Genomic DNA, 24,891 nt, shown 5'->3' with positions numbered 1-24,891 from the left:
TGACACAACTCTTGTGATCACCCCGAAACAAATGTGGGAGCGGGCTTGCTCGCGAAGAGGACTCAACATTCAAAGCAGATGTTGAATGTTAGTCCGCCTTCGCGAGCAAGCCCGCTCCCACAGTGTTATGTGTCAGGCGTTAGATTTGGCGACTAGCCCATCCGCCCGAAACATCCCCCGAATCCCGCGCACCGCCTGACGAATCCGGTCCTGGTTTTCGATCAGCGCGAAGCGCACATGATCATCCCCGTACTCACCAAACCCCACACCCGGCGAAACACACACCTTGGCCTCGGCCAGCAGTTTCTTGGCGAACTCCAGCGAACCCAGGTGCGCATACGCCTCAGGAATTTTGGCCCAGACGTACATCGCCGCTTTCGGGTTTTCGACCATCCAGCCCAATTCATGCAGGCCTTTGACCAGCACGTTACGCCGCTGCCGATACTGCTCGGCGATGTCTTTGACGCACTGCTGATCGCCTTCCAACGCCGCAATCGCCGCGACTTGCAGCGGGGTGAAGGTGCCGTAGTCGTGGTAACTCTTGATCCGCGCCAGGGCGTTGACCAGTTCCGGGTTGCCGACCATGAAGCCGATCCGCCAGCCCGCCATGTTGTAGCTCTTGGACAGGGTGAAAAACTCCACCGCAATGTCCTTGGCACCCGGCACTTGCATGATCGACGGGGCTTTCCAGCCGTCATAGACGATGTCGGCGTAAGCCAGGTCGTGCACCACGAGTACGTCGTACTGCTTGGCGAGGGCGATCACCCGTTCGAAGAAATCCAGCTCCACGCATTGCGCGGTAGGGTTGGACGGGAAGCCGAGAATCATCATTTTCGGTTTCGGGATCGAGCCGCGAATCGCCCGTTCCAGTTCGGCGAAGAAATCCACGCCCGGAATCAGCGGCACAGAACGCACTTGGGCACCGGCAATCACGGCACCGTAGATGTGAATCGGGTAACTCGGGTTCGGCACCAGCACGGTATCGCCCTGATCCAGGGTCGCCAGCATCAAATGCGCCAGGCCTTCCTTTGAGCCGATGGTGACAATCGCTTCGGTTTCCGGGTCGATGTCGACCTGGTAGCGATCCTTGTACCAGTTGGAAATCGCCCGGCGCAGGCGCGGAATGCCTTTGGACGTCGAGTAACCGTGAGTGTCTTCGCGCTGGGCGACGGTCACCAGTTTTTCGACGATGTGCGGCGGGGTCGGGCCATCAGGGTTGCCCATGCTGAAGTCGATGATGTCTTCGCCACGACGACGGGCGGCCATCTTCAGCTCGGCAGTGATGTTGAATACGTAAGGGGGGAGTCGATCTATGCGCGCAAAGCGGCGCGGCGAACCTGGGTTAGCCATTGTTGCCTCGGATAACGTGAGCGCCCGGAACCGTCCGAGCGACGCTGGCCACTGCGGTGGCCTGTTGCGGAAGATAAGGGCAGTCGTGGCACACTGTCCAGCCAGTGAGTAAACATTTTTTTCCGAAGGAAATCGGTTGATGGAATTTAGCAGCGGCTTCTTGCTGAGCCTTTCGTTGTGCCTGGATATCGGCGTGGCCAACATCGCGATGATCACCCTGGCCATGCAACGCGGCTATTTTCAGGGCTTTGCCCTGGGCTTGGGGACCTGCGTCGGCGACCTGATCTACGCGGTGCTGGCGCTGGCGGGCATGACCGTTTTGCTGCAATACGAAACCGTGCGCTGGGTGCTGTGGATCGGCGGTTCGGCGTTGCTGATCTATTTCGCGGCGAAGATGATCTATTCGGCGATTCACCACGAAGCGGCTTTGGCGCAAGCCGAAGAGGTGGGGCAGAACTCCCATCGCAAGGAATTTTTCCGCGGGATCTTCCTCGCCATGTCCTCGCCCAGCGCCATCTTGTGGTTCGCGGCAGTGGGCGGCACGTTGATCGCTCGTTCCGGGGGCGGTGGTGCCCTAAGCTCGGTGCTGTTTCTGGGTGGATTCCTTTGTGCCGGTCTGCTGTGGAGCGCGGGTTTGTGCTTTGCCGCGAGCCACGGCGGCAAGTTGCTGGGTGACAAACTGCTGCGCTACTCGTACATGGCATCGGCGGCGATCTTCTGCTATTTCGCGGTCTACGTGATCCTATCGGGTTACAACGAGTTTGTCGGCGCGGCGGCCGTGGAACAGTTGCACGCCCTGTAACTGGGCGAATCGGGTTTGGCTTCTATACTCCCAGCCGAACCCATTTTTAAGCCTCAGGAGTTGAGCCATGGATGAGCAAACAGGCGTAAAACCAGCCGAGCCCCGCTTCGAACACGGGCACTTCCTGCTCATCGCAGGGTTTGGGGGGCGATTTACCCAGGAAACCTCGAAGAAAATTCCCGATCTCTGGGAAAAATTCACTCCCGAGATTGGCCAGATTCCCGGTCAAAAAGGCGAAGTGACCTACGGCATCTGCTGCAACCCGGATGGCAAGGGCGGATTTGAATACATCGCCGGCGTCGAAATCGACAAACTCGACGACCTGCCAGAAAAGTACCGCTGGGTCGAGGTTCAACCCCAGCACTACGCGGTATTCGAACACACAGGATCGCTGGACACTTTGCCCCAGACCTTTCAGTACATCTGGAAAACCTGGTTGCCGCAGTCCGGTAAAGAAGCGGTGGACGCCCCGGAATTCGAACGCTACAGCGAAGACTTCAACCCGAAACTCAACACCGGCGTGCTGGAAATCTGGCTGCCGATCAAGCCGTGAACACCGCGAGAGGCGGATGGCGTGTCCGCCTCTCGTCGGGTTATTTACCTTGCTTCACCCGGCGCGCCCGCATCAGGTCGATCGACAAGGTGATGAAGCCAAACGTGCTGATGCCCAACAACATAAGAAGACCGATCTGAACGCTGCTCATGGTGTGTTCCCCCTACTGATGTGCTGTGACCGGCTCCATCAATAATCCGAACCTTCGAGCAATGAAAGCGTCTATACGCAGGCTTTACGGCGCCGGCAGTGATCGATATGAACACCTTATTGATCTATGATTCGCAGCCTTTCCCACGCTGATTCCGAGCCGCCATGAACACCCTCATTCGCAACGTCACCGCCACTGACCTGGACCGCTGCTACGCCATCGAAACCGTCGCCTACGAAGGTGACGAGGCGGCCACCCGCGAGAAAATCGCCACGCGCATTGCCACTTGGCCCGAGGGTTTCATCGTGGCTGAAGTCGACGGCGTGGTAGCCGGTTTCATCAATTCCGGTGCGGCGTTTCAGGTGGAGATGTCGGATGAAGCGTTCAAGGAACTGATCGGCCACGACCCGGCCGGCCCGCATGTGGTGATCATGTCGGTGGTGGTGCACCCGGACTATCAGGGGCTGGGGCTGGCGAAACGGTTGATGGGCGAATTCATTGAGCGGATGCGCGCTTTGGGCAAGACCCATATTCACCTCATGTGCAAGGAACGGCATATTCCGCTGTATGCCGGGTTTGGTTTTGCCTACGTCAAGCCTTCAGCGTCTGATCATGGCGGGATGGCGTGGCATGAGATGGTGCTCGACTTATAAATCCACCGAATATCCCTTGTGGGAGCGGGCTTGCTCGCGAAGGCGGTGTGACAGTCGACATCATAGTTGACTGACACACCGCCTTCGCGAGCAAGCCCGCTCCCACATTTGTTTGGTGTTGGGTCAGTAGAGATTCAGAACACCAGACCCATCCGCCGCTCATACCCAATCCGGCCCTTGTAGGCCTCGCCGCTATCCACCCAGCCGAACTTCGCATACAGCGCGATGGCCGACTCGTTGTCCGCATCCACCGATAATTCCAGCCCCTTTATTTCCGGAAACGCCTGGCGCGCCACCTTGGGCAGCGCTTGCAGGCAAGCCTTGCCATAGCCTTTTCCCTGAGCGCGCTGATCCACTTGCAACGCATGCAAAGTGGCGCTGTGTTCATCGGCCCAGGCCGGTAACACGGGCGGGCGCTTGAGCAGCAGGAAGGCCACCGGAGCGTCCTCGACCAGCAGTGCAAAACCTTTGACGCCGGGGCCGGGTTTGGACAGCAAGGTGTGCAATGCACCGTGAATGTCGCCGCTGAACCTGATTTGTTCCTGGTGAACTTCGATGGCCTCGACCTGCTGGCGCTGGCGCGCGTTCAGGCTTTCGTAAGGCACGAGTCGGGCTGTCACTGGAGTGTCCTTTTCCCACATGAATGAGCCTCGGATTCTAGCGAGTTTGCGCCGATGGATTATTTTTATTTCGGCTGTCGATTTGGCTTTTTGCCGAACGACTAAAGGTGTCTTCACCACAAAAACCACGGAGAACCACCATGAGCGCCACTCACGAAATCGAGACCCTGATCGACACTTACCGCCAGGCCGTCATCTCCAAGGATGTCGACAAAATCCTGGCCCTGTATGCCGAGGACATCGTCTCCTACGACGCGGTCAAGGCCTTGCAATTCCGCGGCAAGGCCGCCTACCGCGCGCATTGGCTGGAGTGCATGGAAATGTGCCAGGGCCCGCATAAATTTGACTTCGGTCACATGAACATCGTGGCGGACGAGCACATCGCCTTCGCTCATTGGCTGGCCCATTGCGGCGGCACCAACGAGAAGGGCGAAACCCAGGCCTGCTGGATGCGCGTGACCGCTTGCTATCGTCGCGACGCCGGGCAATGGCGGATTGTCCATGAACACTGGTCGGCCCCGTTTGACATGGCCAGTGGCGCTGCGGTGTTCAATCTGCAGCCCTGATCGTCGGGAATTTCGCCAACGCGTCAATCTGCAGCCATAGTTGATCCGTTCGATTCAGGAGAGCCACATGAAATACCTATGCCTGGTCTACAGCAACGAGCACACCTTGCACTCGCTGCCCGAGAGCCCGAACGATGCCGAGTGCATGGCCTACGCCGAGTCGATCCAGAGTGGCGGCCGGATGCTCGCGGCCGAGGCGCTGGAGTCGGTGCAGACCGCCACCACCGTTCGCATGCGTAACGGCAAGATGTCGATCACCGACGGTCCGTTTGCCGAAACCAAGGAGCAGCTGGCCGGCTTCTACCTGATCGATGCCAAGGACCTCAATGAAGCGCTCCAGGTCGCCGGCAACATTCCGGCGGCCCGGGTCGGCTGTGTCGAGGTGCGCCCCGTTCGCCAGTTGAATGTCTGAATAACAATGACAAAAAAAGGAGTTTTGCATGAGCCTGCAATCTGCTGAAAAAAAGTCTGCCGAGTTCGAGTTATCCATCAGCCGCCTGATCGATGCGCCGCGCCAGAAAATCTTCCGCGCCTGGACCGAGCCGGCCTTGCTCGCCCAATGGTGGGGGCCACACGGCATGACCACGCCAGAGTGCGAAATGGACCTGTGGGTCGGCGGCCAGTTTCGCACCCTGATGCGCGCCCCGGATGGCAGTGAATACCCGACCATGGGTGTGTTTCTGGAGATCGTCGCGCCTGAGCGTCTGGTGTTCACCGACGCGTTTATCCCTGGCTGGATTCCCTCGGGCAAACCGTTCATGGCGGCCGAAGTGACGCTTGAGGAGCGGGACGGCAAAACCCTCTACACCGCGCGCGCCATGCATTGGTCAAAAGAGGATTACAAGGCCCACGAAGACATGGGCTTTCATGACGGCTGGGGGCAAAGCCTTGATCGGCTGGAAGCGCTGGTGACCGAAGGCATGCCGGACTGATGCCTGGCGAGGCGGTGCAGGCCCGGGTCGAGCAGGTTTACCGCGAAGACTCGCGGCGGATCCTGGCGACGCTGATCCGTTTGCTTGGCGATTTCGACCTCGCCGAAGAGGCCCTGCACGAGGCTTTTTTCATCGCCGTCGAACGCTGGCAGCGTGACGGCGTGCCGAACAATCCGCGCGCCTGGCTGGTGTCCACCGGACGCTTCAAGGCCATCGATGCCTTGCGTCGGCGCGCGCGTTTTATTGCCTCGCAACCAATGCTGATCGCGCAACTGGAGGCGCTGGAGCAGGCCGACTGGAGTGACGAAGACGTGGAAGACGATCGCTTGCGCCTGATCTTCACCTGCTGTCACCCGGCACTCGCCTCCGACGCCCAAGTGCCACTGACCTTGCGTGAAGTCTGCGACCTGACCACAGAAGAAATCGCCCGGGCGTTCCTGTCGGCGCCGGCCACCATTGCCCAGCGCATCGTGCGGGCGAAGGCGAAAATCCGTGATGCGAAAATCCCTTATCAAGTGCCGACGCTGGCGGAATTGCCCGAACGCCTCGACAGCGTGCTGCGGGTGATTTACCTGGTGTTCAACGAAGGTTATTCGGCGTCCATCGGTGCTGAAGTCACGCGCGAAGACCTGACGCGCGAGGCGATCCGGCTGGGGCGATTGCTGCTGGAGCTGCTGCCGGAGCCGGAGGTCATGGGCTTGCTGGCGATGATGTTGCTGCACGCGTCACGGCGCCAGGCCCGGACGTCGGCGACCGGCGAGTTGATCCTGCTGGATGAGCAGGACCGCTCATTGTGGGACGCCGGGATGATTGCCGAAGGTTGCGCTTTGGTCGAGCAGGCGCTGACCCAGCAGCGTTTCGGGCCTTATTGCCTGCAAGCGGCCATTGCGGCGGTGCATGCCGAAGCGGCGACACCGCAAGACACCGACTGGCTGCAGATTGTCGGTCTGTATGACTTGTTGTTGCGGGTGGTGCCGTCGCCGGTGATCGAGTTGAATCGGGCGGCAGCGATCTCCCGGCGCGATGGGCCGTTGGCGGGGTTGACGTTGGTTGAGGCGATTCTGGACCGGGGTGAATTGCTCGATTACCACTTGGCGCACTCGGCGCGGGCGGAGTTTTGCCGGCAGTTGGGCAGGGTGGAGGAGGCGCGGGCGGCGTATGAGCGAGCGCTGGAGTTAACGCAGCAAGTGCCGGAGCGGCGGTTTCTTGAAGCGCGGATCAAGGCTTTGAAGTGATGTGATCTTGCCGGCCCCTTCGCGAGCAAGCCCGCTCCCACACTTGACCGCATCTGTCTGTGCAACTCGATCTAATGTGGGAGCGGGCTTGCTCGCGAAGGGGGCGCCGCTATTCCAGCATCTTGCTTAACAACCAGCTCCCCGCCGGCCCCGGCGGATGCTGGCGCGACCACAGCGCATCGACAAACACCGGTTTCGGCCAACCGCGCACGTTGAGTTCCTGCAACGAACCCGGACCAAACCGCTCCACCAACCACCGCGGCAACGGCGCCCAGCCAAATCCGCCTTGGGCCATTTCCAGCAGCATCAGATAACTCGGCGCCGACCACACGCGCCCCTTCGCCCGGCTTTCATACGGATTGACGATGGTCGCCAAACGCAATTCCCGGTGCTGTCGCAGAACGTCCTGATCGATATGATCGAGCGCCGCCAACGGATGCATCGGGGAGACGAACAGCGCAATTTCCGTGCGTTCCTCAACTGTCGAACTCACCAGATCCGGTGGATAGCTGTCCTGCATTTCGGCAAACGCCACCTGCGCCCGACCCCGTTGCACCAGCGCAATCAAGTCATCGCATTCGGCAATCAGGCACTCAAACTCCAGATCTGGATAACGCTGCTCGAACGCACTCAGCGCCGCTTCGAAGCGGTCGGATTGATAGGTGTCGGAAATCGCCACGGTCAGTTTCGGCTCAACGCCTTGTGACAACTGACTGGCGGTCATTTCCAGGCGACTGGTAGCGGCCAGTATCTCCTCGGCCCGTTGCAGCATCACGTGCCCGGCCGGGGTCAGGCTGGGTTTGCGACTGCTGCGATCGAACAGCACCAGGTTCAAATCGATTTCCAGACTGGCCACCGCCGCGCTGATGGTCGACTGGCTGCGCCCCAGTTTGCGCGCCGCTGCGGAAAAAGAGCCTTGGGTCGCTGCCTGGACAAACGCCAGCAACACTTCGTGAGAAGCCATGAACTATCGCCTTGATCGATGGTTATTGGTTATGAAGTATCGGTGTGATGCAGGAACATGGCAACCACAGTCACTCAGAGGAGTCTGGCCATGAGCGCCAACAAATCCATCACTGAACGTATTTTCCAGGCCGTTGGTTTCGAACTGCTGGCCATCCTGATCTGTACCCCGTTGCTGGCCTGGATCATGGACAAACCGATGCTCGACATGGGCGTCGTGACCATGGCCATCGCGGCCCTGGCCCTGGCCTGGAACGTGGTCTTCAACGGCCTGTTCGACCGCGTGCTCAAGCGCTACCAGATGGCTCACACCGCCTGGGTCCGGGTGGTTCATGCGCTGCTGTTTGAAGGCGGTCTGGTCGCGGTCGGTGTGCCGCTGATTGCCTGGTGGCTGAACATCGGCCTGTGGGAAGCGTTCCTGCTCGACATCGGTGTGCTGCTGTTCTTCCTGCCCTATACCTACATTTACCACTGGGTGTATGACGTGGTGCGGGAGCGGATGCTGATCGGCCGGGCTACTGTGCGCAAAGCTCACTGACAAACTCGAGAAATGCCCGCACTTTGGCCGCCGGCAAGTGCCGTGAAGGGTACAAGGCATACAGCGGGAAACGTTCATCGGGCCAGTCGGGAAACAACTCGACCAGACGGCCCGCTTTCAAGGCCGGCGCCATCCCCAGGTCCAGCACCTGGGCGATGGCCTCGCCACTTTCACAAACGCTGTGCAGCGTGCCGACATCATTCACCAGCAATCGGCAATGCGGCTGTACCTGCAACACCGGCCGTCCCGGTCGATGGAATTCCCAGCCGAACGGGCGAGCGGTTTGCGGATCGCGAAACTGCATGCACACGTGCCGCTCGTCCTCCATGTCCAATGGCGTCAACGGCCGCCCATGCTTTTTCAGATAGGCCGGTGAGGCGACGGTCAGCACCCGCACCTCCAACAATTGGCGCGCCACCAATGAGGAGGAGGCCGGATGCCCGAAGCGCACGGCCAGATCAAAGCCGTCGGCCACCATGTCACCCAATTGATCGCGAGTTTGCAGCTCCAGGTACAACTCGGGATAGCGCTGCATGAACTGGCCGAGCGCCGGGCCCAGAATCAAACGGGAAAAGTACGGGTCCATGTTGACTCGCAGGCGTCCCCGGACCTGGGTGGCGCTGCTGGACGCCGAGTTGGCCGCTTCTTCGAGACTGGCCAGCAGCGGCGCGATTTCGCCGTAGAAGCGCCGGCCCTCATCGGTCAGGGTGACGGTACGGGTGGTGCGATCGAACAGGCGAATGCCCAAGCGTTTTTCCAGCCGGGCGATGGCGCGGCTCACGCCCGATGGCGTCAGCTCCAGCGCTTCGGCGGCGCGCACGAAACTGCCGCCATCGACCACCGCGCTGAATACGCCCATGCCGCTGGCAAGACTGGCATCGAAGCTCATTGATGATTCCTGATCATGTATGCAATGACATTGATGCTATCGGAGAATCTCGCTATTGCGCGGAAAATTCTCCCCATCGCGACAGTCGTCGTTTTCGGGCAGGAGAGCAGTTCATGTACGCAGTGATGGGCATTACCGGGCAGGTGGGTGGCGAAGTCGCCCAAACCTTGTTGGCCGCCGGCCATGCAGTACGCGCCGTGGTGCGCAGCGCCGACAAAGGCGCGGTGTGGGCGCAGCGTGGTTGTGAACTGGCGTTGGCCGATGTCGATGATTGGCAGGCCATGGCCCAGGCCTTTACCGGCGTGGACGGTGTGTTTGTGATGATGCCGTCGAACTTTGATCCGTCCCCCGGTTTCCCGGAAGCCCGCCAAGTGACGGACAACATACGTCGGGCATTGGCCGCCGCACGCCCCGGTCATGTGGTGTGCCTGTCGACCATCGGCGCCCAGGCCACTCAGCCGAACCTGCTCAATCAGTTACAACTGCTGGAGCAGGCGTTAACCGCGCTGGAACTGCCCGTCACGTTCTTGCGCCCGGCGTGGTTCATGGAGAACACTCAGTGGGACGTCGAACACGCAATGGGCTCGGGGATGATTCCAAGTTTCCTGCAACCGCTGGATAAACCGGTGCCGATGATCGCCACCGCCGACGTCGGGCGGGTGGCCGCCGAGCTGCTGCAGGAGTCGTGGCAAAGCAAACGAATCGTCGAGCTGGAAGGCCCGCAACGCATCACGCCGTTGCAACTGGGTGCCGGTTTCAGCGAACTTTTGGGCGAACCCGTGCGCATGCAAAGCGTACCGCGCGAGACCTGGCAGGCGTTGTTCGAGCATCAGGGCATGCGCCATCCGCTGCCACGAATGCAGATGATTGATGGCTTCAACGAAGGCTGGATCGAGTTCGAAGGCGAGTCGCGCAAGGGCCGGGTGGAACTGCTGACGGTGTTGCAGGGACTTGTTGCCCGGCACTAAAAAAACGGGCTGATGATCAGCCCGTTTTTTCATTCCCCTGTATTACAAAAACATCCCGCCCGACGCTTCAACGCGCTGGCCATTGATCCACTGACCGCCCGGCGCCAGCAGCAGTGCAATCGCGGCGCCGATGTCGTCCGGTTGGCCGACGCGACCCAGCGCGGTGTTGCTGGCGACGTAGGCGTTGACGTCGCTGTTGTCGCGCACGGTGCCGCCGCCGAAATCAGTTTCAATAGCCCCCGGCGCCAAGGTATTCACGCTGATACCGCGAGCACCGAGCTCTTTGGCTTGATAACGCGTCAGCACTTCCATCGCGCCTTTCATCGCGGCGTAGGCGCCATAACCCGGCAAGGCGAAACGGGTCAGGCCGCTGGAAACGTTGAGGATGCGCCCGCCGTCGGCCATCAGCGGCAGCAGGTTCTGGGTCAGGAAGAACGGTCCCTTCAAATGGATGTTCATCAGCAGGTCGAACTGGGCGACGGTGGTGTCGACGAAGTGCGCCATCAGGCCGATGCCGGCGTTGTTGAGCAGGAAGTCGAAGTGCTGGCGATCAAAACGGCTGAGTAATATCTCAGCCACCTGGCTGGCGAAATCTTCGAAACGTTCGCTTTGGCTGACATCGAGTTGCAGCATCACCGCCCGGGCGCCGAGGCGTTCGATCTCCTCGACCAGTGCCTGGGCCTCGTCGGCCTTGCTGTTATAGGTGCCGATGATGTCGACGCCTTGGGCGGCCAGATGCAGCGCTGCGTTTTTGCCAAGGCCGCGGCTGGCGCCAGTGATCAGTGCGATTTTTGTGGTCATGGGGCGTGCTCCAGAGCAGTGGGTTGCGGTGTGGAGGAAGTGTATTTATCCGCCCCGAAGTGATAAACAAACTGAAATCGGAATCACTGCTCGGTTTATTCGAACAATAAAGGGCGGCCCATGAACAAGCTGGAACTGCTGCGCACCTTCGTTCGTGTCACTGAAATGTCGAGTTTTACCCTTGCCGGCGAGAGTCTGGGGTTGCCCAGGTCCACCGTTTCAGAACACGTCCAGGCCCTGGAAAAGCTGCTCGGCACGCGGTTGCTGCAACGCACCACGCGCAAGGTGCAGGCGACTCAGGACGGCGTGGTGTTGTATGAACGCAGCAAGGATTTGCTGTCGCACATGGACGACATTGAGGGGCTGTTCCGCCAGGATCCGGCTTCGCTGGTCGGGCGGATTCGCATCGACATGCCCAACTTCCTGGCCCGCCGCGTGGTGATGCCGCAGTTGCCGGAATTCATGGCGCGGCACCCCCATCTGGAACTCGAAATCAGCACCACGGACCGCCGCGTCGATGTGCTCCGGGAGGGCTTTGATTGTGTGTTGCGGGTGGGGGCGCCACCGGATCAGTCGGTGGTCGCTCGTCGTGTGTGCGATTTTGCCATGGTCAATTGCGCGAGCCCGGCGTATTTGCAGCGCTATGGGGTTCCGGAAACGCTTGAGGACCTGGCGCAGCACCGGATGGTCCATTACGTCGGCGTACTGGGTTCGCGCTCGGATGGGTTTTTGTATGAAGTGGACGGCAAGCAGCGGCAACTGCCGATGGCGGGCAGCATTACGGTGAACAGCACCGATGCGTATGAGTTGGCGTGTCTGGGGGGATTCGGGCTGATTCAGGCGCCGATCAAGGGCATGCAGTCGCAAATGCAGCGCGGGGATCTGGTGGCGGTGTTACCGCAGTTCAGTGCGCCGTCGATGGAGGTGTCGCTGCTCTATGCCCGGCAACGGCATTTGCCGTTGCGGGTCAGAGCGTTTATGGACTGGCTGGCAGCACTGATCCAGTCCACAACCTGAAGGGCAAACACGGTCAAAAATGTGGGAGCGGGCTTGCTCGCGAATGCGGTGTGTCAGTCGACAAAAATGCTGAATGACACACCGCATTCGTGAGCAAGCCCGCTCCCACAGGGTTATGCGTTAGACATGGAAATAGCCGACACAGGAGTCAAACGGCAAACGTTTCAGCTCGATCTTGTTCAGGTCCAGCACTTCGCGCAGGGCCTTGGTTTCGCCCGGGAAGTTGCGGTAAGCGACTTCGTCCAGCACCACGATCGCGCCTTTTGGCATGTACGGCAGGAAGGTTTCCAGCGCGACTTTGGTCGATTCGTACAGGTCGGTGTCGAGGATCAGCATGGCCACGACCAGGTCCGGACGGGTCTTCACCCACTCCGGCACAGTCTTGACGATGTCGCCCTTGACCAGCTCGCAACGCGGGATGCGGTTGACCGGGCGCAGCAGGTCGTTGGCGTCGATCATGTCCTGGATCAGCGACTGGTCGGTGTCGGAGAACATGGTCTCGTTAACGTCGGCCGGGTCTTCTTTCTTGTCGATGCTCTGGAAGCCTTCGAAGGTGTCGAAGCCAACGATCGAACGGTTGATCGCGTACGGTTCCAGGATCATCGACAAGTGCATGTACAGCATCAGCGAGTTGCCCTTGTACACGCCGCACTCGATGATCGCGCCCGGTACTTCAGCGACTTTCTTGAACAGCTCCATGCGCGACAGGGCAGCGGTCACGCCGATGCGGTTGGCGAACACGAACGGGGCGTCGGCCACGTACTCGGCATCGACCCGTTTCAGAACGTTGGCACGGGTTTCGTTGTACTGGGCCTCGGCAGGCGTGATGCGACGCTTGGTCATTGCTGGATTCCTTGGAAATTCGAAAAGTCGTGGGCGTGGAAATAGTCTTTGAAACCGGCGCCGACGTCAGGGCAGGCGCTGTCAACGTTGATGGCGCCACGCTTGTGCTTGAGGTCATCGAGGTGCATCAGGCGGAAATCCACGCTGAAGCGGGTTTGTTCGGTGTGATTGGCGACCGTGCCGTGCAGGTGCGAGCCGGAGAAAATCAGCATCTCACCGGTGTTGCCGGCGATGCGCATTTCTGAGGACGTGTTGATCGCCTCCAGTGGCACCGGGTGCACGCGGACTTCCTCCTTGAGGTTGTCCTTGGCCTTGTGCCGCTGGTTGCTGATCCAGTCGTTGAGGCTCCATTCGCTGGAGGTGTTCTTCACCGGCACGTCGAAGTAACCGGCGTTGATCATCATGGTCTGGTCGGGGCGAATGGTGTGCACCGGCATCCAGGTGTTGATCTGGCAGTCGACGCTGCCGTACCACGTGTCGCGGTGCGGTTTGTAGGCGTAGCTGACGCCGGCGTGCAGGTAGTCATAGTTCGGCACCACGCGAATGCGCGGCACGTCGAAAATGTACTCGCGCGGGTCGACACCGATCTCATCGATGAACGACAGGATCAGGTCCTTGGCGCGCTGGCTGTTGGTGAACTGGCCCTTGAGGCGTGTGACCAACACCACGAATTCTTCCACCGGCATCAGCGTGTGCAGGGCCTGGTGGTTGGTCTCGCCGTCGAAAGCGGCGGTGATGCTTTCCTGAGCGAACGCACACAGCTCTTTGGCCGCGCGCAGCTGAGTGTTCAGGAAGATGTCGCCGGCGTAGATGGCTTCTTTGAAGTCAGCTTTTTGCTGAAGCTGATTGATATACAGATTCACGATTCCACTCCTGAATACATCGAGTCTCTTAAGAATCGGCAACACGTTAGCAAACTGAAGTGCTAACTGGCGGGTAGTGGATCAATAAATGCGTAATCGCCTGTATTTGCGACGAAATGCTTTTTACCTGCAAAAAAAATCCCCCTGTGGGAGCGGGCTTGCTCGCGAAGGCTGATGTACATTCAACAGTTGAGTTGACTGACACGCCGCCTTCGGGCAAGCCCGCTACCACAGGGGGTATGTGTCGAGGCTAGAACAGTTTGGTGAACAACCAGTACAAGCTGCCCGACAACAGGATCGCGGCGGGCAAGGTCAGCACCCAGGCCATCAGCAGGTTGCGGATGGTCTTCATCTGCAAACCGCCGCCGTTGGCGACCATGGTCCCGGCCACACCCGACGACAATACATGGGTGGTCGACACCGGCAGGCCAAACATATCCGCCGCGCCAATCGTCAGCATCGCCACGGTTTCCGCCGAGGCGCCTTGTGCGTAGGTCAGGTGAGTCTTGCCGATCTTCTCGCCGACCGTCACCACGATGCGTTTCCAGCCGACCATCGTGCCGAGGCCGAGCGCAATCGCCACAGCGATCTTCACCCACAGCGGAATGAAGCGCGTCGAGTTGTCGATCTGCTGCTTGAACAGTTGCAGCTTGCCGCTCGTATCAGCGTCGAAGTTGCCGACCTTGTTCTTGTCCATCAGGCGAATGGTTTCGCTGGTCAGGTACATGTCGTTACGCACGTTGCCCACGGCCTCGGCCGGCACTTTGGACAGCGAACCGTAACCCTTGACCTGCGCGCCGATGCTGCCGGTGAGGGCGGCGAGCGCCGGCACCAGTTGCGGCGTGGCTTCCTTGCTGCGTACGTAGTCGGACAAGATCGGGCGCGGGTCGGCCGGAGCCGGTTGTGGCGCAGCCTTGACCAGCGCCTGCTGGGTCACTTGCGCCACCGCGGCAAACTGCAACGCCTGGTCGGCCGGCATGGTGCGGTTCAGCGCGTAAGCCATGGGCAACGTGCCGACCAGAATCAACATGATCAGGCCCATGCCTTTCTGGCCATCGTTGGAGCCGTGGGCAAACGACACGCCGGTGCAGGTCACGATCAACATGCCGCGAATCCACCACGGTGGTGGGGTGTTGCCTTCGGGAGCCTTGTACAGCGAGCGGTTCTTGACGAACGCGCGCAAGGCCAGCAGCAGCAACGCGGCGAAACCAAAGCCGACCAGCGGCGAGAGCAGCAACGCGTAACCGATCTTGGTCGCCTGCGCCCAATCCACACCGCTGGTGCCGTCACGGCCGTGCATCAGCGCGTTAGCCACGCCGACGCCGATGATCGAACCGATCAACGTGTGCGAAGACGAGGCCGGTAAACCCAGCCACCAGGTGCCGAGGTTCCACAGGATCGCCGCGATTAACAGGGCGAAGATCATGGCGAAACCGGCGGACGAGCCGACTTGCAGTATCAGCTCCACCGGCAGCAAGGCAATGATGCCGAACGCCACGGCGCCGCTGGACAGCAGCACGCCGAGGAAGTTGAAAAACCCGGACCACGCCACCGCGAAATTCGGCGGCATCGAGTTGGTGTAGATCACTGTCGCGACGGCGTTGGCGGTGTCGTGGAAACCGTTGACGAATTCAAAGCCCAATGCGATCAGCAGCGCCACGCCCAGCAGCAGGAACGGGGTCCAGGTGGTCACCACCGTGCCGAGTTCGTTCATGTCGTGCATCAGGCTGTAAGCAGTGAACAACAACCCGATGGCCAGCACGCCGAAAAAAATCACCAGCGTGAACACGCCGGGCTTTTTATCGAACTGGGGTTTGGCGCTGCGGGTAGCGGATGCCTGAGCATCGGCGGGGTAGGAAGGAGTAGCCATAACGGACAATCCTGATGAGGGAGGTGTGTCAGTGATAGTCGTTGCTAATTGTTACAGAGAGACTGCGTCAGGTCAGGGTTTGGGGTTTTTGCTTATCCGTTAATCAGAATTCCCCCACTAAACCTGTGGCGAGGGAGCTTGCTCCCGCTCGGCTGCGCAGCAGTCGTAAAGCCTGTGAGCACGATGTGGATGACAGAATGTTGGGGCGGCTGCGCCACCCAGCGGGAGCAAGCTCCCTCGCCACAGGGGGGTGATGGCGCTCCGTGCTCAATAATCCTGACGCTTGCGAAACGCCCAGCGTCCGGCCAGCACGGTGAAGGTCGCGACCAATGCCACCAAAATCCAGAACCCCTCCGGGTCTCCGGACAGAGGGATACCGCCGACGTTCATGCCAAAGAAACCGGCAATGATGTTGATCGGCAACGCCAGCACCGTGACCACCGTCAACGTAAACAGCGTGCGGTTGCTCTGCTCGTTGAGGTTGGCGGCGATTTCTTCCTGCAACAGCTTGATCCGCTCGCCCAGCGCCGTGAGGTCGTTGATGATCAGCGCAAACTCCTCGGTGGACTTGCGCAGCTCCTTGACGTCCTCCTTCTGCAGCCATTGCGGCGGGCGATTGAGCAAGCGCAGCAACGACCCCGGCTCCAGCGCCAGCAGGCGTTGCAGACGCACCAGCACCCGGCGGTTGGCGCCCAGTTCGGCGCGGTTGGTCGACAGCCGCGACGACAACAATTCATCCTCTATCTGATCGACACTCAAGCTGGTCTTGCGCACGATTTGCGTCAGCACCTCGCCCTGATCGCGCAGCAAATGCACGAGCAATTCCAGCGGCGAACGAAAACATTCACCGGCCTTCACCGAGGAACGCAGCTTGTCCACCGAGTGCAGCGGTTGCAGGCGCGCGCTGATGATCAGTCGACTGCGGGCGCACACCCACAGCGTCGAGACATCCGAGGAGACCATGCTGCTGAGGTTGAACACCACATCGTTGACCACCGCCAGCAAGGCCGAATCCACGTGCTCAATGCGCGTCGAACGCGAACCTTCGTGCAACGCTTCGAAAAACTCCTCCGGCAATTCCAGATGACTTTTCATCCAGCGCTCGCAGGCGGCATGGGCCAGGTTCAGGTGCAGCCAGAGAAACTGATCGTCGTCTTCCGGTTGTTGCAGGCATCGCAACGCCTTGGCCGAATCAATCTCACGACCACGTTCACCGGGGCGAAAACTGAAACCGTAGAGCAGGCCGAACAGATCCGGGTCGCGATGGCTTTGGTCGATGCTGTGGTTCATGAGTGCTCGCAAGGGAGTCGCCTGTCGCGGGTTTTACAGGTTCACTTGAGCCGCATCATCGCAAGGATTTTTGACCGTTATGTGACAGCTCGATGAAGGCTAAATAGTGGCTCTACCGGCGGTCGGATTTGACTAAAGAACCGCTCTGGCACGCCGATCTCGCTTAAGTTAACGTGCGCGCCTTTGGCCACGAGCCAAGGTCGCAGACAGGGATGTCCGGACACCTTTCACGCCTTGTTGCGGCGTGTCTCACCCCTGTCATGAGTATCACTCGATGCTGCAAAAATCCCTGAGAGCACAAATCCTCGCCCTGTTGAGCGGCAGCCTCTTTGCGATGCTATTGATCGCCCTGGCGTGCTTTCATTTTCTGTCCAGCGGTGTTCAGAGCTACGCGAATCTGATCGCTGGCCCGTTGCACACGTCCCAGTTGATTGATGAAGCCAACCTGCAATTCAAGGTGCAGGTTCAGGAATGGAAAAACGTCCTGCTGCGCGGCAAGCAACCGGCGGACCTGGACAAATACTGGAAGCAATTCGAAGACCGTCAGCACGATGTGCAAAGCATCCTCGGTGAGCTGGCCGGGCAGAAGGGCATCGAGCCACAACTCAAGACCCGCATCGAACGCCTGCGTGATGAACACCGTTTGCTCGGCGCCGCCTACCAGAAGGGCCGCGATGCCTACATCGCTGCCGGTGCTGACCCGACTGCTGGCGACACCGCTGTGAAAGGCGTGGACCGCGCGGCCAGCGATCAGATGAGCGAACTGGTCGCCGAATTGCGCAAGCAGGGCGCGGAGCAATCGAAGCTGATCAGTGCCGACGCCGACCGCACCGTGTTGCTCGGGATTATCGTGATGCTCGCCTCGGGCTTGTTGATCGGGCTGTTGAGCCTGTGGCTGGTCAACCGCAACCTGGTCGAACCGATTCGCAAATTGATCGAATACGTGGCGCAACTCAGCCAGGGCAAATTCGCCGACCGCGTGGCCAACACCCGTCAGGATGAGCTGGGCAAACTGGCGGTCGCCGCCAATACCCTGCGCGATTTCCTCGCTGAAACCTTCAGCCATTTGCAGCGCAGCGCCAAGGACCTGGACAGCGCCAGTGGCGAACTGAACTCCATCGCCACGCTGATGGCGGGTGGCACCAACGAGCAGTTCAACCGCACTGATCAGGTGGCCACGGCAATGAACGAAATGTCCGCCACCGCGCAAGAAGTTGCCCGTCACGCCGCCGATGCCGCACGCGCTGCCGACGACGCTGACCAGTCCGCGCAGCAGGGCGAAAAAGTCATGCAGGGCACCATCCACACGATCACCCAGATGCGCGGCGAAATCGCTAACACCGCCACGGTCATTCGTCAGCTGGAAACCGACAGCGGCCGCATCGGCAAGGTGCTGGAAGTGATTCGTGGCATCGCCGAACAGACCAACCTGCTGGCGCTCAACGCCGCCATCGAAGCGGCCCGTGCCGGTGAAGCCGGGCGCGGTTTTGCGGTGGTCGCCGATGAAGTGCGCAGCCTGGCCCAGCGCACGGCGGCGTCGATCATCGAGATCAACCAGATCATCCTGACCGTGCAAACCGGCGCGGTGGACGCGGCGCAGGCGATTGAAAGCGGCCAGACACGCAGTGAAGAAAGCGTGCAGCAAGTGACCGAGGCCGGCGCCATGCTGGAGCGGATCACCCAGGCCGTCGAAGCGATTCGCGACATGAACCGCCAGATCGCCACCGCGGCCGAAGAGCAGACCTCGGTCGCCGAGGACATCTCGCGCAACCTCACCGAGATCACCAGCATAGCCAGTACCAATCTGGACAACGTGCAACGCACCGAAGCGGCGAGCCACAACCTGCACGGGTTGTCGTCGCAGTTGAATGACGTGACGGCGCGTTTGAGCGCGTAAGGCCAACGGCTGTGTACCGGCTCGCTTACCGAGTCGGTACACAGTCGATCTCAAGTGTGGCGGGGCCATGTCGATGAGGGAGATACCCAGAACCCACAGTGGATAAATCCCATGGTCAGCATCACCTCTGTATCCATCAATCAGACCTAACCACCTCCACCAGCAAAACCTCGATCAGCGATCCCGCCGCAGATTCCTCCGTCACCGCAACCACCGCCACGCCTTCCGACGACACCAAAGTGGCCGCCGGTGGCGCCCCCGCGTCGAGCGACAGCAGTTCCAGCAGCAGCGAAGAATCCGATGCGGTGAAAACCTTGCGCAAGCAAATCGCCGAATTGCAAAAGCAGATGCAGGAACAACAGCAGCAACTGCAAGCGGCCCAGGCGAAACAGGAAGACGCCGATGCGAAAGCGGCCGATGTGGCGGCCGCTCAATCGCAGATTGCGACTACGGCGGGTTCGTTGCAGACGGCGACAGCGGCGTTGTTGCAGGCGTTGCAGGATTCCGATTCCAGCACATCGGGTTCGCTGGTCAGTACCAGTGCTTAAGCCTGTACAGGCAGACTAAAGGTAAACGTCGTGCCCTGTGGCCCGGTCGAGACCACGTCCAGTTTTCCGCCGTGGGACTGCGCAATCTGACTGGCAATGTACAAGCCCAACCCGAGGCCGGTCTGCGGCGTACCGCTGGCCGGTCGCGAGTAGGGGCGGAACAGGTGCGCCAAAGCGTCTTCGGCAATCAGGCCCTGATTTTTTACGCTCAGGACGAAATGTCCATCGTTGATCTGCGCATTGACCTCGACCGGACCTTGGGGATCGCCGTGGGCGACCGCGTTCGCCACTAGATTGGACAGCAACTGGGCGACGCGCTCGCGATCGCACGGGACGTTATGCAAATCGCCGATGGAAGAGGTTATGACCCGGTCCGGGTGAACACTCTGGACCTCGGAAATAACATGCCGCAGTGCCGCGTCCAAATCCGCACACGGTTCGATGTTCACTGGAATGCCAGTTGCCAAAGGAACCGCGAGCGAAATCCAGCACGTCATCGACCAGTCGGGTGGCGCGTCGGGCACTGGTGAGGATGTGTCGGGCCCGTTGCTGATTGGCCGGCTCCGGGAGTTTGCGCAGGAGCATTTCGGCGCCGGCACTGATCGCGAACAACGGGTTGCGCAGGTCATGGCCGAGCACGGCGATGAACTGTTCGCGCAGTTGCGAGGTTTCGCGTTCCTGCTTTAGCGCCGCTTCGGTGTGCTGCTGGTTTTCTTCGGCCTCGATTTGCAGCGCCAGCATCCGGGCAAAGGATTCCATGGTGCTCTGGATCGTGCTGGATTTGAGTGGCGCAGGGTTGGGATCAAGCGCGCAAATGGTGCCGAAAAAGCGCCCGTCGGTGCGGAAGATCGGCACCGAGATGTAGCTTTCAAATTGATAAATACGAGGCGTGTGGTGATTGTGGTAGAGCGGGTCTTCACTGGCCTTGTCGATCACCACCGACTGGTGGGCCTGGCGAATTTCGTGGCACAAGGTCGTGACCACGTCCAGCTCACCGCCGACCTGCAAGCCGAAATTCAGTTGGTCGAGTACGGCGCACGCGGTCCAGGAGTCTTCGGTCACACGCGCCACGGCGCAGAAGCGCAGGCCGGTCAACTCGCGGATCACCTGGAGGATCGCCGGCACCGCGCTGATCCGACCGATCGTGGCGATGTCTGCTGCCGCTGTTTGCCCCATGTCGATCAATCTCTGCGTGAACACCGTGGAGGGATTCTAGCGGTCTGGTGACGTGTTGGCGCGATCTGAATTCGGGATGCAAAAAAGCCGCACGATTTGTAGATCGTGCGGCTTTTCAAGGGGATTACTTGTCTTGCTTGTTGCTCAGTACTTTACCGGTCGCGGCATCGAAATCGACGTCCCATTCCACGCCATCGGCGGTACGCAGTTCCACTTCGTATTCGTAGCCGTTGAAGTGGTTGTCCAGATCCGTGTCGGTGATGGTCGCGCCCGGATGCAGTTTCAGCGCAGCCTGGTTCATTTCTTCCAGTGGCTTGATCTTGCCGCTCTTGACCAGCTCAGGGATCTGATCGACGCGAACGTCAGCCTGGGCCAGGCCAGCGGTGAGGGTCAGGGCTGCGGCGGTGAACAGGGCAGTCAACGTTTTCATGAAGTTCTTTCCTTGGGTTGTTCCGTTTAAGTGGCGCCAGATTAGCCGGGGCAACTTAATTCACCCTTAATTCCAGAAAGCCACCACCCACGCCCCCTGTGGGAGCGTGGCTTGCCCGCGATGGCCGCACCGCGGTCCCGAATCAGTAACCGTTATTCTGCAGCAACTGCGCAACCGTCCCCGCCGCCGGCCGCTTATAGAACTTCAACAACTCACTGGCGCGGTTAGTAAAGATCCCATCCACCCCGGCATCCGTCACCTTCTGGTAATCCACCGCATCATCAATGGTGTACACGTGCACCAACAAACCCTGATCGTGGGTGAACTGGTTCATCCACGGCTGCACCAGGTCCGAATAGCTCTGATCGCCACCCTGGGTCAGGGCAGCGGAAGGGCCGGTGCCGATGGCGCCCTGAGCCTTGGCGTATTCGACCCATTGCTGGAATTCGGCTTTGTCTTTCGGTTCCTGTTTGGCGTAGTAAGTGGCTTTGTCCTTGTCGCCGGAGTCGGCGAACGTCACCTTGGATTTCGGCTCGATGCTGCCTTCGCCGACCCACAGCAGCAGGATCTTCGGTACTTTCGGCATTTCTTTTTCCAGCAGTTCAAGGCTGCTCTTCTCGAAAGTTTGCAGCACCACTTTGCCTTTGCCCTGGCCGACCGCCAGATCACTTTTCGCCAGTTTCGAACCGGCCGGGCTCAGCCAGCCACGGTCCTGCAACTTGTCCTTGAGGTCACGCTCGATGCCGGGAAATTGCTTCGGCTCCTTGGTCTCGATGTACAAACCCGGCTTGTGCAGCGGGTTGCCCTGGGCGATGTCGATGATCTCGTCCAGGGTCAGGATTTTCAGGCCTGCGTAGGACGGACGCGCACGATCCGGGTAAGCGGTGTTGAACCAACTGCCGGCGTCGAGGGTTTTCAGCTCGGCCATGGTGAACGCGTTGGCCGGGCTGTCCTTGCGATCAGGGAACCGGGTGGCAACGTCGGTGGTGCGTTGCAGGTTGTTGTCGTGCAGGGCAAACAGCACGCCGTCCTTGCTGCGTTGCAGGTCCATCTCCAGGTAATCGGCGCCCAGGTCGCGGGCCAGTTTGTAGGCGGCCGCGGTGGACTCGGGGGCATCGAACGACGCGCCGCGGTGGGCGATTACCGCCGGGTGCGGAATCCCCAAACGGCTGGCCAGAGCGGTCGGGCTGGGCTCGCTGGCGGCCTGTGCCTGGCCGAGGCCGAGCATCAGGCTCAGCAGCAGGGCGCTTTTGGTGAAGGTAACCGGCATGTCGAGATCCTTTCGCAGAGAGATGTTCAAAGACGTCTCTTTTAACAACTGAGCGCCCCTCGCGCTATCGCCAGACCGACATAAACGTGTTTAAAGCCCATTTTTTCAGCGCAGGTGTGCGCTGCTTTGCAGTACCCTTGGCCACGGCAGTTTCCCCGGCAGAGGGAAACCCGCGTCGTTTTACTTGCGTGTAAACCATCGATCACCGGTCGTTAACGACCTTTTTGTGAGGTTTATATGCGCATCACTTCCGAACTCATCTGCCAGGCCGCCGACCAACTCAACGGCTTCGTCGGCCTCAATCGCAAGACGGGTCATTACATCGTTCGATTCAGCGAAGACGCGTTCGGCATGGACGTGGCCGATGACGGCATTATTCCGGTCAGCGAGTTTGTCTGGGCGCCGGGACCGGATCAGGTCATGACGCTCAAGCGTGAGCTGATTCAGTTGCTGCTGGATCAGAATATTGATGACCGGATCAACATTACCGAGCCGTTGCGGGTGTATATGCAGCGGCGGGAAGTGCCGGAGATTGCGGCGGTCAGGAGTCTTGTTCGGATCTGAGTTTTGCGCTGCCTGTGCTGGCCTCTTCGCGAGCAAGCCCGCTCCCACATTGGATCTGTGTTGCACCGGAGATCCAATGTGGGAGCGGGCTTGCTCGCGAAGGCGGCCTAAAGGACAGCGCAATTTTCACAGCTGAAACCGGTAATCCCGCTCAACCCTGCACACCCGCGTCTGACACTCCGCATACCAGGTCGAACGCCCACGCTCACGAATCGCACTGTGCTCGGGATGATGTTTCCACGCCAGAATCGCCGCTTCACTGGCCCAATACGAAACCGTAATCCCGAGCCCATCCTCGCCCCTCGCGGACTCGACACCGAGAAACCCCGGCTGCTCGCGGGCCAGTTCCACCATGCGTTCAGCCGCCTCGGCGTAACCCTGATCACCTTCAGTGCGCCGGGAGGTGAAAATCACCGCGTAGTAAGGCGTCATCATGGTTTCTACCTCACACAAGCCTTGATGAAAGCGCGGACCAGCGGCGGCAGAACCCCCTTCAGCGCCGCACGTTCCGGCTGGAACAGCGTGGCGACAAAGAACGGATGCCCCGTGAGCTCAATGGCCCGCACATCCCCCTGCGAATCGTGGCCAACGGCGTGTAGCTGTTGGGTCAATAACTCACGCTCGAACGCCGGATTCACACCGAAGCGGCAGCGATAGCCTTCGCGGATTTCAGCCGTTTCGTACGCGTTGGCGATCAACGAACCTTCAACCAGATGAATGCTGTCCACCGCCTCCACCAGCGAACAGGTCAGTGGCGTCAGAAGCGCCCGCGCGGCATCAGGATGTGTCTCGCCGTGTTCGGCATCTTCCCAACCCAACACATGGCGGGCGTACTCCAACACCGCATGTTGAAATCCGCCACAGGTGCCGAGGAAGGGTTGCTGCTGCTCTCGGGCAAACCGGATCGCCCGCAACGCCCCGTCCATGTCGCGGTAAGGACTACCGGGCACGCACCAGAAACCATCGAAATCTGGCAGCGCTGTGTCGGCGTTGATCTGGTCGGTGGCCAACCACTGCAATTGCACGTCCAGCTGCAACTGTTCGGCGGCCATGCCAAGGGCGACGGGAATGGCTTGGTGGGCGGTAATTTGAGGGTCGTAGTCACCGATCAGGGCGATGCGGATTAACGGGGTTTCCATGAGTGCTCTCTCGGCTTGTTGATTCCTGGCACCCACTATAGATTGGCGTTCACGCACTCAATATTGGCGTTATCCCAAGTGATCAATGCAGCGACGCACTATCGGCTGGACTATCCCGACCTCGCCCTGATCCTCGCCCTCGTGCGCGGCGGCTCACTGGCGCGGGCCTCGAGCTTGTTGAAGGTCGACGTTTCAACGGTGTTTCGCGCCGTCCGCCGACTGGAAGCGGCATTGGGGCAACAACTGTTCGAAAAGAGCCGCGCCGGTTATTTGCCAACGACACTCGCGCAAACCCTGGCCGAGCAGGCCGAACGCGCCGAACAAGCACTGGACGCGGCGCGAATCGGGGTGGAGCAGGGCGGGGAAGTGATCAGCGGTACCGTGCGCCTCACCTGCACGGACTCGGTCCTGCAAGGTTTGCTGCTGCCGGCACTGGCGCAGTTCATGCCGTCCTACCCGGCGTTGACCATCGAGTTGAGCACCTCCAACGACTTCGCCAACCTCAGTCGTCGCGATGCTGACATCGCGTTGCGCCTGACGCGTACACCGCCCGAGCATTTGGTCGGTCGACGTCTGGCGGATATTTCCTACCGGGTGTGTGCCAGTCAGCGGTATCTGAAGTCTGTCGACCCTGAAGATTTGGCTTCGCTGACCTGGATCGCGCCTGATGATTTCCTGCCTGACCATCCCACTGTTGCCTGGCGGCGTCAGCACTTGCCGGGCGTCACGCCGGCCTATCGCTGCAACAGCATGCTGTCGGTGACCGAACTGGTGCGGGCCGGGTTAGGGGTGGCGGCCTTGCCGGACTTTTTGATCGGCGACACCTTGCAGCCGCTGACCGCTCCTCTGCACGGTTACGACACCGCGCTCTGGCTGTTGACCCGCCCGGACTGCCGCGCATTGCGCTCGGTGGTGACGCTGTTTGATGAGCTGGGGCGGGCGCTGCGATTGCCATGAGCGCGC

At 60.2% G+C, this 24,891-nt stretch carries 26 protein-coding genes and 2 pseudogenes; 14 read left to right on the top strand and 14 right to left on the bottom strand.

The window, feature by feature from the left end; genetic code table 11:
• Positions 1–132: 132 nt before the first annotated feature.
• On the bottom strand, positions 133–1,350 hold the full coding sequence (alaC, locus tag EAH78_RS10535) for an alanine transaminase (RefSeq protein ID WP_140667488.1): 1,218 nt from the start codon (positions 1,348–1,350) through the stop codon (positions 133–135).
• Between the two features lie 139 nt (positions 1,351–1,489).
• Between alaC and EAH78_RS10530 the strand changes: the two genes are divergently transcribed.
• The 3 genes from EAH78_RS10530 (at position 1,490) to EAH78_RS10520 (ending at position 3,509) form a co-directional block, all read left to right on the top strand.
• Positions 1,490–2,152, top strand: a complete 663-nt coding sequence (locus EAH78_RS10530; protein ID WP_140667487.1) for a LysE family translocator — start codon at positions 1,490–1,492, stop codon at positions 2,150–2,152.
• A 67-nt stretch (positions 2,153–2,219) separates the two neighbouring features.
• The gene (locus tag EAH78_RS10525; RefSeq protein WP_140667486.1) at positions 2,220–2,705 is read left to right on the top strand and encodes a GyrI-like domain-containing protein; all 486 of its coding nucleotides are present in this window, start codon (positions 2,220–2,222) and stop codon (positions 2,703–2,705) included.
• 315 nt (positions 2,706–3,020) lie between these two features.
• Positions 3,021–3,509: a GNAT family N-acetyltransferase gene (locus EAH78_RS10520; protein ID WP_140667485.1), complete on the top strand. Its 489-nt coding sequence runs from the start codon at positions 3,021–3,023 to the stop codon at positions 3,507–3,509.
• A 134-nt stretch (positions 3,510–3,643) separates the two neighbouring features.
• Here the strand turns inward: EAH78_RS10520 and EAH78_RS10510 are convergent, their stop codons facing one another.
• Positions 3,644–4,129 carry a GNAT family N-acetyltransferase gene (locus EAH78_RS10510; protein WP_140667484.1) on the bottom strand — a complete coding sequence of 162 codons (486 nt, stop codon included), beginning with the start codon at positions 4,127–4,129 and terminating at the stop codon, positions 3,644–3,646.
• Positions 4,130–4,269: 140 nt separating this feature from the next.
• Here EAH78_RS10510 and EAH78_RS10505 point away from each other — a divergent pair, with 140 nt between their 5' ends.
• The 4 genes from EAH78_RS10505 to EAH78_RS10490 all read left to right on the top strand — a co-directional run bounded on the left by EAH78_RS10505 (position 4,270) and on the right by EAH78_RS10490 (position 6,862).
• Positions 4,270–4,695, top strand: coding sequence for a YybH family protein (locus tag EAH78_RS10505; RefSeq protein WP_140667483.1), 426 nt, complete (start codon positions 4,270–4,272; stop codon positions 4,693–4,695).
• A 67-nt stretch (positions 4,696–4,762) separates the two neighbouring features.
• Positions 4,763–5,107: a YciI family protein gene (locus tag EAH78_RS10500; RefSeq protein ID WP_140667482.1), complete on the top strand. Its 345-nt coding sequence runs from the start codon at positions 4,763–4,765 to the stop codon at positions 5,105–5,107.
• A gap of 28 nt (positions 5,108–5,135) precedes the next feature.
• Complete coding sequence (locus EAH78_RS10495) at positions 5,136–5,627, top strand: SRPBCC family protein (protein ID WP_140667481.1); 492 nt, start codon at positions 5,136–5,138, stop codon at positions 5,625–5,627.
• Positions 5,627–6,862 (top strand): RNA polymerase sigma factor, encoded by a 1,236-nt coding sequence (locus EAH78_RS10490; RefSeq protein ID WP_140667480.1) that lies wholly within the window; start codon positions 5,627–5,629, stop codon positions 6,860–6,862. The genes EAH78_RS10495 and EAH78_RS10490 overlap by 1 nt, the downstream gene beginning before the upstream one ends.
• A 109-nt stretch (positions 6,863–6,971) precedes the next feature.
• Here EAH78_RS10490 and EAH78_RS10485 read toward each other — a convergent pair whose 3' ends face one another.
• On the bottom strand, positions 6,972–7,826 hold the full coding sequence (locus EAH78_RS10485; protein WP_140667479.1) for a LysR family transcriptional regulator: 855 nt from the start codon (positions 7,824–7,826) through the stop codon (positions 6,972–6,974).
• A gap of 90 nt (positions 7,827–7,916) precedes the next feature.
• On the opposite strand from EAH78_RS10485, the gene EAH78_RS10480 reads away from it, so the two are divergent.
• On the top strand, positions 7,917–8,363 hold the full coding sequence (locus EAH78_RS10480; protein ID WP_140667478.1) for a multidrug/biocide efflux PACE transporter: 447 nt from the start codon (positions 7,917–7,919) through the stop codon (positions 8,361–8,363).
• Here the strand turns inward: EAH78_RS10480 and EAH78_RS10475 are convergent.
• Entirely contained in the window at positions 8,341–9,252 is a 912-nt protein-coding gene (locus EAH78_RS10475) for a LysR family transcriptional regulator (RefSeq protein WP_140667477.1), read from the bottom strand. The genes EAH78_RS10480 and EAH78_RS10475 overlap by 23 nt on opposite strands.
• Positions 9,253–9,365: 113 nt before the next feature.
• Here EAH78_RS10475 and EAH78_RS10470 point away from each other — a divergent pair, with 113 nt between their 5' ends.
• Positions 9,366–10,220 carry an NAD(P)H-binding protein gene (locus EAH78_RS10470; protein WP_140667476.1) on the top strand — a complete coding sequence of 285 codons (855 nt, stop codon included), beginning with the start codon at positions 9,366–9,368 and terminating at the stop codon, positions 10,218–10,220.
• Positions 10,221–10,262: 42 nt separating this feature from the next.
• On the opposite strand, the gene EAH78_RS10465 is transcribed toward EAH78_RS10470, so the two are convergent.
• Positions 10,263–11,021, bottom strand: a complete 759-nt coding sequence (locus EAH78_RS10465; protein WP_140667475.1) for an SDR family NAD(P)-dependent oxidoreductase — start codon at positions 11,019–11,021, stop codon at positions 10,263–10,265.
• 120 nt (positions 11,022–11,141) lie between these two features.
• On the opposite strand from EAH78_RS10465, the gene EAH78_RS10460 reads away from it, so the two are divergent.
• Positions 11,142–12,038 carry a LysR family transcriptional regulator gene (locus tag EAH78_RS10460; protein ID WP_140667474.1) on the top strand — a complete coding sequence of 299 codons (897 nt, stop codon included), beginning with the start codon at positions 11,142–11,144 and terminating at the stop codon, positions 12,036–12,038.
• Positions 12,039–12,158: 120 nt separating this feature from the next.
• Here EAH78_RS10460 and EAH78_RS10455 read toward each other — a convergent pair whose 3' ends face one another.
• The 4 genes from EAH78_RS10455 to EAH78_RS10435 all read right to left on the bottom strand — a co-directional run bounded on the left by EAH78_RS10455 (position 12,159) and on the right by EAH78_RS10435 (position 16,904).
• Positions 12,159–12,881, bottom strand: a complete 723-nt coding sequence (locus EAH78_RS10455; protein WP_046031989.1) for a TylF/MycF/NovP-related O-methyltransferase — start codon at positions 12,879–12,881, stop codon at positions 12,159–12,161.
• Positions 12,878–13,744, bottom strand: a complete 867-nt coding sequence (locus EAH78_RS10450) for a hypothetical protein (protein ID WP_140667473.1) — start codon at positions 13,742–13,744, stop codon at positions 12,878–12,880. The genes EAH78_RS10455 and EAH78_RS10450 overlap by 4 nt, the downstream gene beginning before the upstream one ends.
• A 250-nt stretch (positions 13,745–13,994) precedes the next feature.
• Complete coding sequence (locus tag EAH78_RS10440; RefSeq protein ID WP_140667472.1) at positions 13,995–15,614, bottom strand: inorganic phosphate transporter; 1,620 nt, start codon at positions 15,612–15,614, stop codon at positions 13,995–13,997.
• Between the two features lie 267 nt (positions 15,615–15,881).
• Complete coding sequence (locus EAH78_RS10435; protein ID WP_140667471.1) at positions 15,882–16,904, bottom strand: transporter; 1,023 nt, start codon at positions 16,902–16,904, stop codon at positions 15,882–15,884.
• A gap of 274 nt (positions 16,905–17,178) precedes the next feature.
• Between EAH78_RS10435 and EAH78_RS10430 the strand changes: the two genes are divergently transcribed.
• Both EAH78_RS10430 and EAH78_RS10425 read left to right on the top strand, forming a co-directional pair.
• Positions 17,179–18,801, top strand: coding sequence for a methyl-accepting chemotaxis protein (locus tag EAH78_RS10430; protein ID WP_140667470.1), 1,623 nt, complete (start codon positions 17,179–17,181; stop codon positions 18,799–18,801).
• Positions 18,802–18,912: 111 nt separating this feature from the next.
• A pseudogene (locus EAH78_RS10425) lies at positions 18,913–19,349 on the top strand (hypothetical protein).
• On the opposite strand, the pseudogene EAH78_RS10420 reads toward EAH78_RS10425, so the two are convergent.
• From EAH78_RS10420 to EAH78_RS10410, 3 genes and pseudogenes are all read right to left on the bottom strand, one after another.
• A pseudogene (locus tag EAH78_RS10420) lies at positions 19,346–20,525 on the bottom strand (GAF domain-containing sensor histidine kinase). The pseudogenes EAH78_RS10425 and EAH78_RS10420 sit on opposite strands and share 4 nt — an antisense overlap.
• 124 nt (positions 20,526–20,649) lie before the next feature.
• Entirely contained in the window at positions 20,650–20,955 is a 306-nt protein-coding gene (locus EAH78_RS10415; protein WP_140667469.1) for a PepSY domain-containing protein, read from the bottom strand.
• 142 nt (positions 20,956–21,097) lie between these two features.
• Complete coding sequence (locus EAH78_RS10410; RefSeq protein WP_140667468.1) at positions 21,098–22,225, bottom strand: glycerophosphodiester phosphodiesterase; 1,128 nt, start codon at positions 22,223–22,225, stop codon at positions 21,098–21,100.
• A 237-nt stretch (positions 22,226–22,462) separates the two neighbouring features.
• Here EAH78_RS10410 and EAH78_RS10405 point away from each other — a divergent pair, with 237 nt between their 5' ends.
• A complete protein-coding gene (locus tag EAH78_RS10405; protein ID WP_140667467.1) occupies positions 22,463–22,789 on the top strand; it encodes a DUF2025 family protein in 327 nt (108 codons plus the stop codon).
• Between the two features lie 126 nt (positions 22,790–22,915).
• On the opposite strand, the gene EAH78_RS10400 is transcribed toward EAH78_RS10405, so the two are convergent.
• Both EAH78_RS10400 and EAH78_RS10395 read right to left on the bottom strand, forming a co-directional pair.
• On the bottom strand, positions 22,916–23,224 hold the full coding sequence (locus EAH78_RS10400) for an antibiotic biosynthesis monooxygenase family protein (RefSeq protein WP_140667466.1): 309 nt from the start codon (positions 23,222–23,224) through the stop codon (positions 22,916–22,918).
• Between the two features lie 5 nt (positions 23,225–23,229).
• Positions 23,230–23,928: a CTP synthase C-terminal region-related (seleno)protein gene (locus EAH78_RS10395; protein ID WP_140667465.1), complete on the bottom strand. Its 699-nt coding sequence runs from the start codon at positions 23,926–23,928 to the stop codon at positions 23,230–23,232.
• Between the two features lie 15 nt (positions 23,929–23,943).
• On the opposite strand from EAH78_RS10395, the gene EAH78_RS10390 reads away from it, so the two are divergent.
• Positions 23,944–24,885, top strand: a complete 942-nt coding sequence (locus EAH78_RS10390; protein WP_140667464.1) for a LysR family transcriptional regulator — start codon at positions 23,944–23,946, stop codon at positions 24,883–24,885.
• Positions 24,886–24,891 lie beyond the last annotated feature (6 nt).

The organism is Pseudomonas arsenicoxydans (assembly GCF_006438915.1).
In the GTDB taxonomy this organism is placed as follows: Bacteria; Pseudomonadota; Gammaproteobacteria; order Pseudomonadales; family Pseudomonadaceae; genus Aquipseudomonas; species Aquipseudomonas arsenicoxydans_A.
The sequence above is the reverse complement of the archived record's forward strand: the minus strand, read 5'-3'. Positions and strand labels throughout refer to the sequence as shown.